This is a genomic window from Bacillus paramycoides (assembly GCF_001884235.1).
Taxonomy (GTDB): Bacteria; Bacillota; Bacilli; order Bacillales; family Bacillaceae_G; genus Bacillus_A; species Bacillus_A paramycoides.
The window spans coordinates 150,078-166,512 of the sequence record NZ_MAOI01000101.1; the positions used below are offsets into that span (position 1 = coordinate 150,078).

Here is a 16,435-nt window from a genome sequence, read left to right on the forward strand (position 1 = left end):
TCAATAATTTACCGGGAATCGTTATAAACTAAAAAGTACACTACCACTTTAAGTAATGTACTTTTTATCCATATTAAGACGCAGGCTTCGTTTCAAACGTCGCTTGATTAAAGCTAATGACTTTTCCTTTCGGGTCATTGTTTTCAAACTGAACTGCGGTAATCGTATGACTACCTGTCTCAAGCATCTTTTCTTTTAATTGTACTGTTGTCTGTGTTGTACTAGTAACTTGATGTTTATCTGCAAACATTTGATCTACAAATACAAATGTTTCTTTATCATTTTGAAAATTAGAAAGTTCTAATTCAACTTGCTGAATTAAAGTATCCTTTTTTATGAATACAGTTGGTATATTGCCATTTTCAGAAGTACCATCTGGTGTAATTACTTTTACTTTTCCTTCTCCAACTGGAATTGCGCCTTCTGGAAATACGACCATATTCTCATCACTTGCATTTACAACTTGTTCTTCCTGATTTGACTGTGCATCCTCTTTTTCCTTTGGAGCACCACAGCCTACTAATAACAATACAGACAATCCAGCGATTATGAATTTCTTCAAAATTCATCCCCCCTGTTATTTCGTTATAATTTATTATACAAAAATAACTTCTTGATTTTAAAAAAAGTTTTTAACACTTTCATGAACAAATATTAGCTTGCTCACGATTACTGTACCATACTTTCATTTTAAGAACATTATTTTTTTTTAAGAAATAAATAGAAATTCCATCTTATCCATCATTTTAGCCCAATTCACCAGAAAAATATCCGTTCAAAATAAAAAGACATTGTTCTTTCAATGTCTTTTCTACGTAGCATTTAAAAAATAAATGTTGTAATCGCATCTACTTCTTTTCGCGAAAGTTTCTTCGGCTTATCTTTCGGATAACCAAGTGAAATTACCATATTAATTTGTTTTTCAGGCTCAATTTGTAAATATTGTCGCAGTCCATCTTGAGCTAATAATACAGGTCCTGTCATTGGACAAGTACCAAGTCCCCTCGCATGTGCAGCCAACATTAAATTTTGTGCTGCTAGACAGCTACTCTTAATCCCTTCCTCTTCCCACACTGAATCAGGAACGAAAGCAATTGGATCAAATATCTTTTCACGAAACTTTGACTCGTATGGTGTTGCCAAGCATACGATTAATACTGGCGCTTCAGAAAAGGCAGTTGCATAAGGTCCAAATGAACGTGTTAATAATTTACCTGCTTTTTCTTCTCCATTTTCTGTCGCTTTTGCCGCAAGTTTATGTAACGAATCCCATGTCATTTGTTCAATCTCTTTAATTTTATCTCGATTCATGATGACCAAGAACTCCCACGTCTGCGAGTTAGTATCACTTGGTGCATATCTAGCACAATCAATAATTTCTTTTATATCACTAATAGCTACTTCTTGTTCTGTAAACTTTCTAACACTACGTCTTCCGTGAATTACTTCCTTAAAATCTTCATAATTCATATATTAAATCCCCTTTTACAGCGTTTTCAAAACTTGTCCTACACTTGAATTATATCATGAAAAAAAGCTGGAAGAATACCAGCTTCTTTTCCTAATACTTAATTTGTTACTTTAAAAGAGACAATGCTTTCTTCATAAGCTGCTTGTAATTTTTTTGTAATATTACCTCTCTCTCCACTTCCAAACTGCTCATCACCAATTTGAACAACCGGGAATATCTCAAGAGGTGTCGCTGTAAAGAAGCATTCGTCAGCCTCGTATACTTCTTGTAATGAGAATTCACGCTCTTCTACTTCAATATGTAAAACTTTCGCTAATGTAATAACATAGTAACGAGTAATACCATGTAGAATGAAATTATCAGCCGGATGTGTAATTAACTTATTATTTTTCACCATAAAGAAATTCGAATGACACCCTTCTGTTACAATTCCATCACGTACTAATATCGCTTCTTGATACCCTTGCTCGTTTATTTTATTTTTAATCATAATATTAGGAAGAAGGTTTAAAGATTTTATATGACAAAACTTCCACCGTATATCCTCTTCCACCGTTACTTTTATTCCTGTTTCCATTGTAGCAATTGGTCTTGGAAACGAAACGATATTCGCAAAATATGTCGGTTGTAGATCTTGTTCATACACATGATTTCGCACTTGAGCCCCTCGTGATATTTGAAGGTACACATTCCCATCCTCTTGAAATTGATTTTTTTCAATCATTTGATGAAGTTCCTCGACTAGCTCTTCCTTTGTAAAAGGTGGAACAATTTTAATTTCCTTCATAGATTTAAAAAAGCGTTCCAAATGTAAGTCTAATAAATGAGGCTTCCCATCGTATAGCCTGAATACCTCATATATCCCATCACCAAATTGGAGCCCTCGCTCTTCTAACGCAACCATTGGCTGTTCTTCCTTCGTATTTACAATTCTCCCGTTAAACAAAATCCAATCTTTATGAGTAGCTTTCATTCATTCCCACTCCTTTATTCCATGATTGGTTTTATTGTACAACTTATACGCAATCAAAAGAAGGAATTTTCTGTATTTAATTAAATAAAAAAGGAATTGTTATTCCGGACCATACTACATACAAAACCCTCCATCTTATCATCTCACTAATAAGATGGATGATTACTCAATTTCACTTTCAATATTGATTATATTTAATATATGATGGGTCATTATACACCCATTGTCCATTCCCTAAATCTAACCATCCGTTACTTTCCTAATATACGACATAAGATTCTGGCGAATTTAGTTGACGAATAACTGAAGAAGACGTTGATGAACCACTTCTTAAATTTACATTTTTCCCAAGGATATAAGCAATCCCCTTCGTTTGTGGTGTCGGCTGTGGGTTTGGGGTTGTGGATTTGGAGGATTCGGATTTGGAGGATTCGGATTTGGAGCTACTCCCAAAGCAGCTGCTATTCCGTTTGCATATGCTTGACTTAAATCTTCAATAAATTGTGGATTTTTCAATAAATTCGCATCAAACGTTGTATCAATAAAAGCAGTTTCTGTTAATACTGCATCCATTGCAGTCTCTCTAAGTACTGCATAATTTACTTTTTTGGCTCCTCGATCACGAAGGCCGTATTTTGTTAATACAGGATTAACTGCCGCATGAATTTTTTGTTGCTTGGCATATGCCGAACTACTATTAGATAACGCATTGTGTATATAACTTTCAAAACCAGTGCCACCACCACTATTAATATGAAATGAGATAAAATAGTCTGCGCCATAGGAATTAGCAATATTAGCACGTTCTGATAAAGAGATAAACACATCACTATCACGTGTCATTTTAATAGTAATTGGGTAATTTGCAGTTAAAATATCTCGAACACGTCTAGCAATTTGAAGTGTTAACTCTTTTTCCACTAAACCATTACCAACAGCCCCCGAATCATATCCACCGTGCCCTGCATCTATAACCAGCTTCATATAACTTTTTCGTTCCTTTCTTTAATGTAATAAGCTTATATTTCTACTCGTCCTATTTTATGTTACTTGTACAAGTTCCGTTACAAATACAAATAAAAACCGCCTTATGTAAGGCGGTTTTTATCGCTTTGCTTTAACCAATTTAAAATGAATATGTACGATTGATAGTGGATGTAACGTATGCAAAATAAAATAAATAAAAGAACTATCCCAACGCCGCTATATAGCAAACCAAACTTCAAAAAGATGTTCAAAAGAGGTGGAAAATGAGTTATGTTTTGTAATACAAATAGCATACAAAACAAAATTAAAAACACGGGGATAAATTGTAATTCATACGGTCTTCTCTTCTTATACATTCTTTTTCGAATAAACATCTGGCATAGTTCCGCTACTATAAAACACCCTCCAACTAATACAAGCCCAGAAGTCATTGTCATACGTTCACCTGCCTTTTATTCATTTCATCACGTAATAAATATTCGATACATTTGCTTTATATATACTCCATTTTCCTCAATAAAACCAGATCCCTCTATGAAAGACTTAGCTCGTTCTGTTAATTTCTCTTGTAATACTTTTATCTCTTTCACATTTCTATGTTTCATCATTTCTTCAAATGTAAAATACGTATTCGTTCCATATCCATAACCTTGATAATCAAAATGGATAATTAGCTGAGATAAAATAGCACTCTCTTCTTGGACACTATAATCTATTACACCGATATATGTATCATCAACTTTTACACAGTACTGAACCTTTTCCACACTTAAACTGTGCGAGCGAAACATTTCTTTAACAACGCTTTCATTTTCTATATTTACTTTCTCAAACGTAATCATATGTTGTACATCCTTTTACTATTATTGTATCAATTAAAAGTGCTATTTATGAAAAAAACCTTAAGACCAAATGCGATCTTAAGGTTTTTCTAATTAAACTAAGCTATACGCACGTTTTGTTTCTTCATGGAATTTATTCGTATCGTATTTATGCTCAACATAAATTTGATGCCATACCATAAACGCAAGTACAGTCCAAATTTTACGGCTATAATCGCCTTTATCTGTACAATGTGCTTCCAGTAAGTTTAATACATACTGTTTGTCGATTAAATGCTCAGTTTTGCTTTCGTTAATAATATTTACAGCCCAATCGTGCATTTCATCTTTTAACCAGTGACGAATTGGTACTGGGAATCCAAGCTTTTTACGATCTAATACGTGATCTGGAACAATTCCACGTGCCGCTTCACGTAAAATAGCTTTCGTTGTTCCGTTTGCAATTTTAAATTCTGTCGGAATTTTAGATGCAACATCAAATACTTCTTTATCTAAGAACGGTACACGAAGTTCTAATGAATTTGCCATCGTCATTTTATCCGCTTTTAATAAAATATCGCCGCGTAACCATGTGAACATGTCAATGTACTGCATTTTACTTACATCATCATAATCTTTAATTTCGTTATACAATGGTTTCGTGATATCCATATAGTTAACACTTTCATCGTAATACTTCATTAATTCAGCTTTCTCTTCTTCACGGAAGATTTTCGCATTTCCATAGTAACGCTCTTCAATTGACGTACATCCACGCTCTAAGAAGCTTTTCCCTTTAAATCCTTCTTTAAGGGCACCACTTAGTGCCTTTAGAACGCTCTTTCCTGGGCTAGGAATGTAAGAGAACATTTTTAAAGAGTTTGGCTCGCGATAAATGTTATAGCCGCCAAACAGCTCGTCCGCACCTTCACCCGAAAGTACAACCGTTACATGTTTACGCGCTTCTTTAGCAACGAAATACAATGGTACAGCTGCTGGATCCGCTAAAGGATCATCCATATGCCAAATAATTTTTGGGAACTCATCCATAAATTCTTGCGCTGAAATGAATACGTTATGGTTTTTAACTCCTAATTTCTCAGCAGTTTCTTTCGCAACATCAACTTCACTGAAACCGCGTTGCTCAAAGCCAACAGAGAACGTTAAAAGATTTGGATTCATTTCTCTTGCGATAGAAGCAATAATCGATGAATCGATACCACCAGATAAGAAAGAACCTACTGGTACATCACTACGCATATGCACTTTTACAGAATCATATAATACATCACGAATCGCTTGGATATGCTCCTCTTTCGTTGCACTTGAAGCATTGAAATAAGGTTTCCAGTAGCGATGAATTTCCATCTCTTTTCCGATTTCTTTTACGAAGTAATGACCAGGCTCAATTTTATTAACATCAATTGTTAATGTTTCTGGCTCTGGACCATATTGGTACGTAAAGTAATGTTGTAATGAAGTTGGATTTACCCCTTTATCTTCCATTACATGCATAATACTTTTCTTCTCAGATGCGAAGAATGTAGTATCACCTTGTTGTGCGATGTATAAAGGTTTAATACCAAAGTGGTCACGTGCACCGAAAAGTTTCTTTTCTTCACGATCCCAAATCATAAATGCAAACATACCACGAAGGTAGTCTACACATTTTTCTTTCATATGTGCATACAATGCAATGATAACCTCTGTATCAGATTGTGTTGCAAAAGTTGCACCTTTTTCAAGTAACATTTCACGTAATTCTACATAGTTATAAATTTCACCATTAAAAATAATTACATATCGATCATTTTCATAAGTTAGTGGCTGATGTCCTGCCTCTAAGTCAATGATACTTAAACGGCGGAAGCCAAATTGTACATGTTCATCACGAAAATATCCTTCGTCATCTGGACCACGGTGGAAAATCATCGTGTTCATATTTTCAAATTGATGTTTTTCTGTTTCTGAAAACTCTCTAGGGTTTTCACATAAACATCCTACAAAACCACACATACTTCTTACCCTCTTTCGGTTTTCATTCTGTCTCTATACTACTATATCAACCTTATTTATACTAGCATAATCAACTGAATATGGCGACCAAAAACTATAAAAAAATCACTCCATTTCACATTTTTAACAATTTTTTATGAAAACTTGAAAACTAGGCACACACCTTTCTCCGCTTTTGTCATATGATATTGCAAATTGATTTCTAGGAGGTAATACCATGAGTGAAGAAAAAAAAGATTCTTCTCGCCCACCGGTTCGTAATTATTTAAAGCAAATTGATGATTTTTTCGAACAGACACCTCTTCGTAATGTAATTGCTGATTTAAATCATTTTTTCCAAAAAGGAAACCGTTTATTAACATTCCCTGTAGATTTATACGAAGTTGGTGACGAACTCGTCGTTACAGCCGAACTACCAGGTATTCAAAAAGAACAAATTCAAATTGAAATACAAAGCGAATACTTAAAAGTCTCTGTGAAAGAAGATATACTTGAAGAGACAGAAGAACAAACATCTCATAACTATTATCGCCGAGAACGTTCCAGTTCAGAAGCGTCAAGAATTATTAAGTTACCATATTTAATTAATAAAAAAACAGCGAAAGCTTCTTATCAAAACGGTGTGTTAGAAATTCGTGCACCGAAACTTCCGCAACAACATGATATATTATCCATAGACTAAAAGACAAAAAAGAAGGGTGCTAAGCACCCTTCTTTTTAATCCACTAATCGCTTCATATCACGTATAATATCTTCATATGGCGTATTACTAATACCACTATATTTTTTCATTACTTTTCCATTTTGATCGACTAAGAAAAATGATGTTCCATGAATAACTTGCCCATTCTCTGGTTTATCTACAAGCGATTGGAAATTATCTTTTGAAAACTTTGTAATATCCTCCAAAGAATATCCTGTTAATAAGTTCCAGTTACTTGTATCTTCTGTGAACTTTTGAATGAACGCTTTCAAATTTTCCGGTTTATCTAGGTCAGGATCTACGCTAAACGATACAAACTGAACGTCTAACTTCTCTTCCTTCGCCATCTTCTGTAATTTCGCCATATTAGCAGTCATTGGTGGGCAAACTGTTTGACAGCTTGTAAACATGAAATCTGCAACCCATACTTTTCCTTTTAAATCTTTTGTACCAAACTGCTTTCCTTCTTGGTTTGTGAATTGGAAAGTTTCTAAATCCCAGTTTAATGGTTTACGGAGTTTCGATCCTGAGCCACTGCATCCAGCTAGTACAAAAAGACAAAAAACAACCATAAGACCAATTAACTTTTGATAACGCTTCATTATTAAACCTCTTTTCTCTTCCCTTAATTTATGTAGGTTATGTATATCATAACCTAAGTAAACACTATGAGAAAATTGTTTACTTCATTTGTTCACGAAATCGTACGATTTTACGTATGTTACTTCTTATTATTAAGCGAATTACTAGACAAAAGTTCTATTTTTAACTACTATTATTTCTCTATACTTTATTTACAAACAAGAATCCAATTTAAAGTGAAACTTTAATCAGTGGGGGTTTTTCATCCTCCGCTGATTATTAGCCCTCACCAATCGGGTTAAATTTTGTAAAGGTAATTATCAATTTTTTTACAATTCCTTAAACATTAATCCATTTTACACACTGTTTTCCTTTACAACATTTCGGTACAATACAACTACAACGATTTTAAATGAGGTGATGTTCATGGCAAAGCGCTATGAAAATATGGATAATGTGAGTACAAAAAAATCAATTCACTCCTTCTTACGCTGGCGTAAAGAGAGAAAACAAAACAAAAAAGATTTTTCTTTTCTAGTAGAACAATCACCTGTTAAACAAAGTAAATTTCTGCACAATAACTTTAAAAAAACGACTGTCACATGGATCGGTCACTCTACTTTTCTAATTCAAACGAACGGCTTAAACATTTTAACAGATCCAGTATGGGCAAATAAATTAAAGCTAGTTCCAAGACTTACACAGCCAGGTCTCGCTTTAGATGAACTACCTAAAATTGATATTGTGCTTATTTCACACGGCCATTATGACCATTTAGACTTTTCATCTCTTCGTCAACTGAATAATGATGTTTTATACCTTGTGCCAATTGGATTAAAAAAATTATTTACTCGTAAAAAATTCACCAATGTAAAAGAATACAGCTGGTGGGACAGTATAACAATTGATGAAGTCGCTTTTCACTTCGTACCTGCCCAGCACTGGACCAGAAGATCATTATTTGATATAAATACCTCTCACTGGGGAGGATGGATTATCGATAATAAGATTACTTCAGAAACCATTTATTTTTGCGGTGATAGTGGTTATTTCAAAGGTTTTAAAGAAATCGGCAAACGTTTTTCAATTGATATTGCACTCATGCCAATTGGTGCCTATGAACCAGAATGGTTTATGAAAGTATCCCATGTTTCACCGGAAGAAGCTGTGCAAGCCTATTTAGATATAAACGCTACGCATTTTATTCCAATGCATTACGGTACTTTTGCGCTAGCAGATGAAACTCCAAGGGAGGCTGTAACACGACTTCGCAATAACTGGAATTTACGAATGCTACCGTGGGAACAACTACATGTTCTTTTTTTGGGCCAAACTTTTACTTATAGCCCTACTATACTAGAGAAAGAGCCAGAAAAAATTACTGAAACCTCTCATGTATAACAGAACTACTTTTTCGAATAATTTATCATATACTATAGAAAATCGAAAAGGGTGTTTTCTATGAAAAATTATTTACAGACTCGCTATATCATTAGCGGAAGCGCCTGTATTGCCCTTCTCATTTCTTATTTCATATACACATAAAAAAGCTACTTGAAAATATATTTCAAGTAGCTTTTTTTATTATTCTGCTAAATACATAAAACCAATTGCTCCTGGTCCTGTATGAGTACTAATGACTGGTGTTGTATAGAAAATCTCTGTTTGAGTGAATCCATTTACTTTTTCAACAACTGCTTTTACACTTTCTGCTAAAGGAAGTGCTTTTGCATGTGGAATTGCAACAGCTTTTACAACTTTCCCAGCAGTATCTTGCTCAAATAATTTAGCTAAAGTTTTAACAACTTGCCCTTGACTACGAACTTTTGTCACTGGATTGTATGCTCCACCTTCAAGGTTTGCAATCGGTTTGATGTTCAGTAAAGAACCGATAAACGCTTTCCCTTTACCGATACGTCCACCTTTCACTAAATTCTCTAATGTATCTACGACTACATATAAACGAGTATTCTTCCTCACTTCATCAATACGTTTTAAAATATCTTCTAACGAGCGCTCTTCTTTTGCCATTTTTGCAGCTTCAATTACTTGATATGCTAACGCATGGCTAATGAACTGAGAATCAACGACTGTTACTTTAGTATCTGTCATTGATGCAGCACTATTTGCTGTTGAAACAGTACCACTCATTCCACCTGTCATATGGATGGAAAGTACTTCACTTCCATCTTCTCCTAACTTTTCATACATTTCTACAAATGTACCCATAGCTGGTTGTGATGTTTTTGGTAATTCTTCTGATTTCGCCATTTCCTCAATAAATTCATCTGGTTGTAAATCAACGCGATCTAAGTATGTTTGTCCATTTACAGAAATAGATAATGGTAAAACATGAATATCATACTTCTTAATCACTTCTTGAGATAAATCTGCAGTTGAATCTGTTACAATTTTAATTTTTTGCATATTATACTTCTTCCCTTTCCAATACGCTCTCCTTGTTATTATACTAGCATTCCCATTGCTTTCAACAATTTCGAACAATTTTCACCAAATTAATTATATTTTTATACCTAAAATAAAAAAAGACAGAGCTTACCTAACTCTGTCCCTGCTGTGTATTATGCATTCTTTTCAAGAGTATTTGTTTTATATACATTTGAATAATCATTCCACTTCAAACAACTTTGTAAATATTCACGGAAAGAGTACGAAAATCTTGGGTTTTTATGTTTTTGAATTTTCGCAATAAATAACTGAAGACGAGACTGAATTAGAAACGCTAATGGATGTTGTGCTTGTAGGACAGGGATTTCAAATATTTTAATACAATTCCCTGTTGAATGAGTGAAATAAAAACTTTTCGTAATCACAATATCAATCCTCTTTTTCGTTGGATTTTTGAACTTCCTCCACTTTTCGCCTTGACACGTTATTTAAAGTGAAGGTTTCCTACGAATACTAAAGTATCTATAGGCGAACCCCGTAGTCCCTACGGTTAGAAGCTTTAGGCTCCATTCATCTCCACCTAATCCGGACCCTGTCCTATATATCCCTTGAGACGGGAGTCTTATTATCCGTAAATAGCTAGATAACTCCAGTATAAACTTATAAAAGTGAAAAGTTTGTCTAAATTTTGGAGATTCTATAATTTTTTTCTTCTATATATTGTATACGATTATAGCTAGAGTATAACAAATAAAGTGAAACTTTAATCAATGGGGGTTTTGTCCATACCCTACTGATTTTCAGCCCACACCAATCGAAATAAATAAAAAAGTGCCTTTATAACGAGGCACTTTTCGACTGTATTTCTTCTTCTTTTTTCTGTTTTCGCTTACTAACAATCTTTGATAAAGCGATACTAATTTCATAAATACAAATAAGCGGTACCGCTACTAAACTATGTGATAAAAAATCAGGCGGCGATATACACGATGCAATTATAATCAACACTACATAAGCATATCTTCTTATTTTTTGAAGAAATTCTGCCGTTAGAAGACCTATGCTCGTTAAAAACATAACAACTACAGGTAATTCAAATATAACAGCAAACGGAACTGTTAAATTAAGTACAAAATGAAAATACTTTTCTGTAGTAAACATCGTATTAAACATTTCATTACCAATTGTCGTTAAAAAATGAAATAGAAATGGCATGACGATAAAATAACCGAAAGATAGGCCTGCTATAAATAATATAGACAATACCGGTATATACATTAATGTCATTTTTTGTTCATTTGGATGTAAACCTGGTTTTACAAATAACCAAATTTGTATCGCTGCAAAAGGAATTGTACAAACGATAGCAACTACTGTAGCAATCGAGAAAAAAATCCATAACACATCACTTGGACCGAGAACAGTTAATTTCATTGGTAAATCTTTTACAAGCCAAAAATAAATATCCTTCGTAAAAGTAAATCCGATAATTAAAAATAATACGAATGATATTACTGTATATATTACTCGTTTGCGAAGCTCAACAATATGTTCTACTACGCTCATTTCCCGATCTTCCATCTCGTTCACCACACTTTATTTGTCCATTCCAAGAAAATTTCATCATATTCTTTTATTTACTTCTTTTCCTTCTCTTGAAATGCCTCATCAGTCAATTCTTTTGTTGATTTTTTAAATTCTTTTAACGTTTCCCCTAAAGCTTTCCCAATTTCCGGTAACTTTTTAGGGCCGAATAAAATTAACACTGCTACTAAAATTAAAATTAACCCTGGAAAGCCAATATTTGAAAACATTTCCCCATCCCCTTCATAAGTAGATTCCTTGTCCTACTATTCCATAAGTTCATTTTGTCAAAAAATTTTGTAAACGTCAATGTATCCGCTATCTTTTGTCAAAAAAATTCAAAAATATAATCAATTATACAAATATCATTTTCTAATCCTTTTGTATATGATATGGTTAAGAAAAATATATCTTATCTCATTACAAGGAAAGGGATTTACATTATGACACAAAAAATCACAAGAATGACCCAATTTGTAAAAGAAGAGATTGCTAATGCAGTTACCCATGGTATCGGTGCCATTTTAAGCATCCCTGCCTTAATCATATTAATTATTCACGCTTCCAAACATGGTACAGCATCTGCTGTTGTTGGCTTTACCGTTTATGGCGTAAGCATGTTCCTGCTGTACTTATTTTCTACACTGTTACATAGTATTCATCATCCAAAAGTAGAAAAGTTATTTACCATTTTAGATCACTCCGCCATATATTTATTAATCGCCGGCACGTATACACCATTTCTACTCATTACACTGCGTGGCCCGCTCGGTTGGACGTTACTCGCAATTATTTGGACCCTTGCGATTGGTGGCATTATCTTCAAAATTTTCTTTGTTCGTCGCTTTATTAAAACATCAACATTATGTTATATCATTATGGGTTGGCTCATGATCGTTGCCATTAAACCCCTTTATGAAAATTTAACTGGTCACGGCTTCTCACTACTTTTAATAGGCGGTATTTTATATTCTGTCGGAGCTATATTCTTCCTTTGGGAAAAGCTTCCGTTCAATCATGCCATTTGGCATCTCTTCGTATTAGGTGGTAGTACAATGATGTTTTTCTGCGTACTCTTTTATGTCTTACCCGCAGCATAAAAAAAAGTTTCAGCTTGTTTAAGCTGAAACTTTTTTTATTACTTATGTAATTGAGATGCAATTATATCTTTTGTATGCTCTGTTAACTCTTTAACATCCATACTTGCATATTCTTCAGGTGTAATCGGCTTAGAAATTGTTAATGTCGCATGAGCTGGTTTCATACGGTTTCCATTTGCCTCAAACATCTTATATGTACCATCTAAAGTTACTGGTAAGATAGCTACGCCAGATTTTACAGCAAGGTGAAAACTCCCTGCTTTAAACTCACCGATTTCGCCGCCCTTACTTCTCGTTCCCTCTGGAAAAATTACGATAGAATGCCCGTTCTTTAATAGCTCAATTCCATCTTTAATTGCTTTAAGAGATTGACGACGATCGCTACGGTCCATGAATACACAATTCATTAGTTCCATCCAAGTTGGTACAACCGGAAACTTTTTAATTTCCGCTTTAGAAACGAATCCAATTGGTTTATTTAAGTAACCTAGTAAAACAGGAATATCCATATTACTTTGATGATTACTTACAACAAGTACCGGCTTGTCTTTCGGAACATTTTCAAGTCCCTTTACTTCTACAGTCGCCCCAGCAACACGTACCATTTTCTTACCAAACCAGTTTGTTGTTTTATACACAACACTATCTTTTTCTTGCGGTGACATCGTATTTGCTTTTCTTTTAATACGCCACAATCTTGGTGTAATCGCAATTACGATTAAAATTAAATAAAAGATTTTAAAAAACGTTTGAATCATACAGAACCCCCACCTATTATCATTCCGACCTTCATTATACTAGACAAACGAAGGAAAAAGAAGAAAAAATGTCCAAACAGCAAGTGTTTGGACATTATCGAAGTTTTCTATATTAGAAACGTTTTGCTAATTCGCGTGCATTTGCAATCGCTGCTTCTTTAATGTCTTGTGCTTTTTCAGGATTTGCATTCATTCCTTCAACTGCAATATATTCAGTGTCAGCTACACCCATGAATCCTAATACTGCATTTAAGTGATTGCGACCGAAGTCCATTGCTGCGTATGCTCCTTCAGAGTAAACGCCGCCTGTAGCTTGAATGTGAAGTGCTTTTTTACCTTCTAGTAAGCCAATTGGACCGTTTTCAGTATATTTAAATGTTTTACCTGCGATTGATAAGTTATCTAAGTATGCTTTCACTACTGGTGGGTAGCTGAAGTTCCACATTGGAGTCACGAATACATAACGATCTGCATGCATAAATGTTTCTAAGTTATTGTTCATTGCTGCAACCTTTTGTTGTTGAGCTTCGCTTAAAGTTTCGAATCCTTCACCTGCTGCAAATTTACCCCAAGCAGCGAATACGTCTGCATCAATTGCTGGTACTGTTGTATTGAATAAATCAATTGTTACAACTTCGTCTTGTGGATGTTCGTTTTTATATGCTTCGATGAAAGCTTCCCCTACTGCCATACCGAAAGAACCTTCTGCTGAATTTGGATTTGCTGTAATAAATAGTACTTTTGTCATTGTATTCTCTCCCTTTTTCTATTTTATCTTTAATTTGAGATTTATAATTCGAAAGTAAATAACTTACCTTATGTAAGTATAATACAAAAAGTTTTAACTAATGTCAATTAAAAATAGCAACTTTTTTTTCGTAAGTTAATAAGTTATATTGCTTCATATTGTTTTTGTATATAAATATCAAGATTCTGACCAAATAAAAAAACTACCTCCATATTTCATGGAGGTAGTTTTTATCAAATTTTACTTTTGAAAAACATGTTTCACTTTTTCAGCTGGAATATTACTTCCACCTCTACCTTTTACATCTTCAATCATCATTGTAATGACCATATCAGGTGAATTTAAATCGAACGCAGCGAACCAACCTAGTTCTTTTCCTTCTGCCTCTTTTGAAACCTTTAATTCTGCTGTTCCTGTTTTACCAGCAAGAGTCATACCATCAATTTTCGCGATTTTCCCTGTACCATCTGGATCATTAATTACTTTCGTTAAAGCCGTTTTTAATATATCTTGATTTCCTTTAGAAATCACGTTCTCTTTCCAAGCTTTTGGTTGTTTATCTGTTTTAATAATATACGGTGACGGAATCGTTCCATCATTTACAATTGGCGCATACGTTAAAGCTAAATGAAGAGGAGTCATTAAGACTTGTCCTTGTCCATATCCTGTATCTGCCATTTGAATATCATTTTTAATGCCATCATTTGCGATTTTAGAAGCAGGGAATCCGTATTCGATTGGTAATTTCTCATCGAATCCAAATTTTTTCGCTTCACTCATAAATTTATCTTTTCCGATTTTCAAAGCTTCTTGTGCGAAGTAAATATTATCCGAGTATTTCATTGCCTTATCAAAATCAATCGGATTTGCATCTTTCACACGTGTTACATAATAATTACCCCAAGAAGAATCCTTTGTCCATTGCAATCCTTCAATTTTCAATTCTTCTTTTGGATCAATCGTTTTTGTTTCAAGACCAATTGCACCTGTAATTGGCTTAAATACAGAACCTGGTACCGATAATTGTGTAAATCGATTCGTCATTGGTTTTTTCGGATCATTATTCCAAGCTTCGCGTTGTGCTTTCGATGTCCCTCGCGCAATTAAATTAGGATCATATGCTGGACTACTTACAAGTGCAATCGTTTCTCCGCTTTTCGGATTAATTGCTGCACTTGAACCAGCCTCTCCTTTCATTTCATTATAAATTTTTTCTTGAACAGCACTATCAATAGTTAAAGTTACATTTTCTCCATCAACAGCATCTGTTTTCGCTAAATTTTTAATTTCCTTACCTTGTGCATCTTCCATGAAGACGCGGCCACCTTTTTTACCACGTAACTTTTCTTCTAATACTTGTTCTAATCCAGCTTTACCAACTGGATCATCTGCTTGATACCCTTTCTTTTGAAGCGTTTTTAAATCTTCAGCATTTACCTTTCCGATATAACCAGTTAAATGCGCTGCCGCTTCTCCTAACGGATATGTACGAACATTTACCGGTCTTGTTGAAACGCCTGGTAAATCGATGTACGTATTTTGCGTTGCCCCTTCAGGCAATATCCCAATTGGTACAAGATAATTTGGTTTTACCCATTTAGCAGCTAGTTTTTGATCAATTTCTTCTACAGACATATTTAACAACTTCGCTATTGTTTCTTTCGTTTGTGGAGCAGCATCTCCTAATTTTTCTGGAATCATTCCGATTTCAGAAGCTTTACCATTCGTCGCAAGACCTTTTCCATTACGATCGTAAACTTCACCACGTTTTGGCTGTGTTGTCTGCATACGCACTTTACTATCTTTTGTCATGCCTGGGAATATAAAATCAGGAGTCCAATCTATTTTCCAAGATTCTTTATCTCCATCTTTTTCTTTCACCATTTTTGCTTCATGGCCAAAAGTGATTTTACCACCAACTGTATCCATGCTTACCTTAAAAGGAACAGGGCCTTCATCTTTTTTATCTTCTTTTACTTCCCCTGTTTCTACCTTTAATTCTTTTACTTCGATACCAGAATAAATCTTTTCATATTTCTCAGTAAACTCTTTCTTTGAAATATCTTTTTTTGCATTTTCTGATAATTGATCATACATATCTGCAAATTTTTGTTTATTCCATGCTTTTACATATGTATCAAACGCTTCTTGTGGTTTTTCTTCTTTGCCGCATCCGACTAGCATTAATGCTAAGCAAAGAAAAAGAGTCCCCCATATTTTTCTCAACCGATTCTCCTCCTCTTTCTATATTAATACTTTTGAAAATTTTAGCATTTTTCACGT

The 16,435-nt window shown here is 34.3% G+C and carries 17 protein-coding genes and 1 pseudogene; 3 read left to right on the forward strand and 15 right to left on the reverse strand.

Annotated elements, in window-relative coordinates; genetic code table 11:
• Positions 1-73: 73 nt before the first annotated feature.
• The 7 genes and pseudogenes from BAU28_RS21750 to asnB form a co-directional block, all read right to left on the reverse strand.
• Entirely contained in the window at positions 74-562 is a 489-nt protein-coding gene (locus tag BAU28_RS21750) for a putative periplasmic lipoprotein (protein WP_002171780.1), read from the reverse strand.
• A 260-nt stretch (positions 563-822) separates the two neighbouring features.
• Positions 823-1,470, reverse strand: a complete 648-nt coding sequence (locus BAU28_RS21755) for a nitroreductase family protein (protein ID WP_071719947.1) — start codon at positions 1,468-1,470, stop codon at positions 823-825.
• A 98-nt stretch (positions 1,471-1,568) separates the two neighbouring features.
• Complete coding sequence (dat, locus tag BAU28_RS21760) at positions 1,569-2,444, reverse strand: D-amino-acid transaminase (protein WP_071719948.1); 876 nt, start codon at positions 2,442-2,444, stop codon at positions 1,569-1,571.
• A 190-nt stretch (positions 2,445-2,634) separates the two neighbouring features.
• Positions 2,635-3,428: pseudogene (locus BAU28_RS21765) on the reverse strand (N-acetylmuramoyl-L-alanine amidase); the annotation flags it as partial.
• 104 nt (positions 3,429-3,532) lie between these two features.
• A complete protein-coding gene (locus BAU28_RS21770; protein ID WP_082182996.1) occupies positions 3,533-3,868 on the reverse strand; it encodes a hypothetical protein in 336 nt (111 codons plus the stop codon).
• Positions 3,869-3,895: 27 nt separating this feature from the next.
• Entirely contained in the window at positions 3,896-4,273 is a 378-nt protein-coding gene (locus tag BAU28_RS21775) for a GNAT family N-acetyltransferase (protein ID WP_071719949.1), read from the reverse strand.
• Between the two features lie 93 nt (positions 4,274-4,366).
• Complete coding sequence (asnB, locus tag BAU28_RS21780; protein WP_071719950.1) at positions 4,367-6,268, reverse strand: asparagine synthase (glutamine-hydrolyzing); 1,902 nt, start codon at positions 6,266-6,268, stop codon at positions 4,367-4,369.
• Between the two features lie 217 nt (positions 6,269-6,485).
• Between asnB and BAU28_RS21785 the strand changes: the two genes are divergently transcribed.
• Positions 6,486-6,950, forward strand: coding sequence for an Hsp20/alpha crystallin family protein (locus BAU28_RS21785; protein WP_002171773.1), 465 nt, complete (start codon positions 6,486-6,488; stop codon positions 6,948-6,950).
• A 35-nt stretch (positions 6,951-6,985) separates the two neighbouring features.
• Here the strand turns inward: BAU28_RS21785 and BAU28_RS21790 are convergent, their stop codons facing one another.
• Positions 6,986-7,573, reverse strand: coding sequence for an SCO family protein (locus BAU28_RS21790; protein WP_002171772.1), 588 nt, complete (start codon positions 7,571-7,573; stop codon positions 6,986-6,988).
• Between the two features lie 406 nt (positions 7,574-7,979).
• Here BAU28_RS21790 and BAU28_RS21795 point away from each other — a divergent pair, with 406 nt between their 5' ends.
• Positions 7,980-8,954, forward strand: coding sequence for an MBL fold metallo-hydrolase (locus tag BAU28_RS21795; protein ID WP_071719951.1), 975 nt, complete (start codon positions 7,980-7,982; stop codon positions 8,952-8,954).
• A 183-nt stretch (positions 8,955-9,137) separates the two neighbouring features.
• On the opposite strand, the gene BAU28_RS21800 is transcribed toward BAU28_RS21795, so the two are convergent.
• The 4 genes from BAU28_RS21800 to BAU28_RS21815 form a co-directional block, all read right to left on the reverse strand.
• Entirely contained in the window at positions 9,138-9,980 is an 843-nt protein-coding gene (locus BAU28_RS21800) for a DegV family protein (protein ID WP_071719952.1), read from the reverse strand.
• Between the two features lie 155 nt (positions 9,981-10,135).
• A complete protein-coding gene (locus BAU28_RS21805; protein ID WP_002171769.1) occupies positions 10,136-10,387 on the reverse strand; it encodes a DUF2535 family protein in 252 nt (83 codons plus the stop codon).
• A gap of 412 nt (positions 10,388-10,799) precedes the next feature.
• Positions 10,800-11,543 carry a twin-arginine translocase subunit TatC gene (tatC, locus tag BAU28_RS21810; RefSeq protein WP_033718922.1) on the reverse strand — a complete coding sequence of 248 codons (744 nt, stop codon included), beginning with the start codon at positions 11,541-11,543 and terminating at the stop codon, positions 10,800-10,802.
• Between the two features lie 56 nt (positions 11,544-11,599).
• On the reverse strand, positions 11,600-11,776 hold the full coding sequence (locus BAU28_RS21815; RefSeq protein WP_002141629.1) for a twin-arginine translocase TatA/TatE family subunit: 177 nt from the start codon (positions 11,774-11,776) through the stop codon (positions 11,600-11,602).
• Positions 11,777-11,989: 213 nt separating this feature from the next.
• Between BAU28_RS21815 and trhA the strand changes: the two genes are divergently transcribed.
• The gene (trhA, locus tag BAU28_RS21820) at positions 11,990-12,646 is read left to right on the forward strand and encodes a PAQR family membrane homeostasis protein TrhA (protein ID WP_002171767.1); all 657 of its coding nucleotides are present in this window, start codon (positions 11,990-11,992) and stop codon (positions 12,644-12,646) included.
• A gap of 38 nt (positions 12,647-12,684) precedes the next feature.
• Here trhA and BAU28_RS21825 read toward each other — a convergent pair whose 3' ends face one another.
• The 3 genes from BAU28_RS21825 to pbpC form a co-directional block, all read right to left on the reverse strand.
• The gene (locus tag BAU28_RS21825; protein WP_071719953.1) at positions 12,685-13,404 is read right to left on the reverse strand and encodes a lysophospholipid acyltransferase family protein; all 720 of its coding nucleotides are present in this window, start codon (positions 13,402-13,404) and stop codon (positions 12,685-12,687) included.
• A 112-nt stretch (positions 13,405-13,516) separates the two neighbouring features.
• Positions 13,517-14,152, reverse strand: coding sequence for an FMN-dependent NADH-azoreductase (locus BAU28_RS21830; protein WP_071719954.1), 636 nt, complete (start codon positions 14,150-14,152; stop codon positions 13,517-13,519).
• 240 nt (positions 14,153-14,392) lie between these two features.
• Entirely contained in the window at positions 14,393-16,378 is a 1,986-nt protein-coding gene (gene pbpC, locus BAU28_RS21835) for a penicillin-binding protein 3 (RefSeq protein WP_071719955.1), read from the reverse strand.
• Positions 16,379-16,435: the final 57 nt, after the last annotated feature.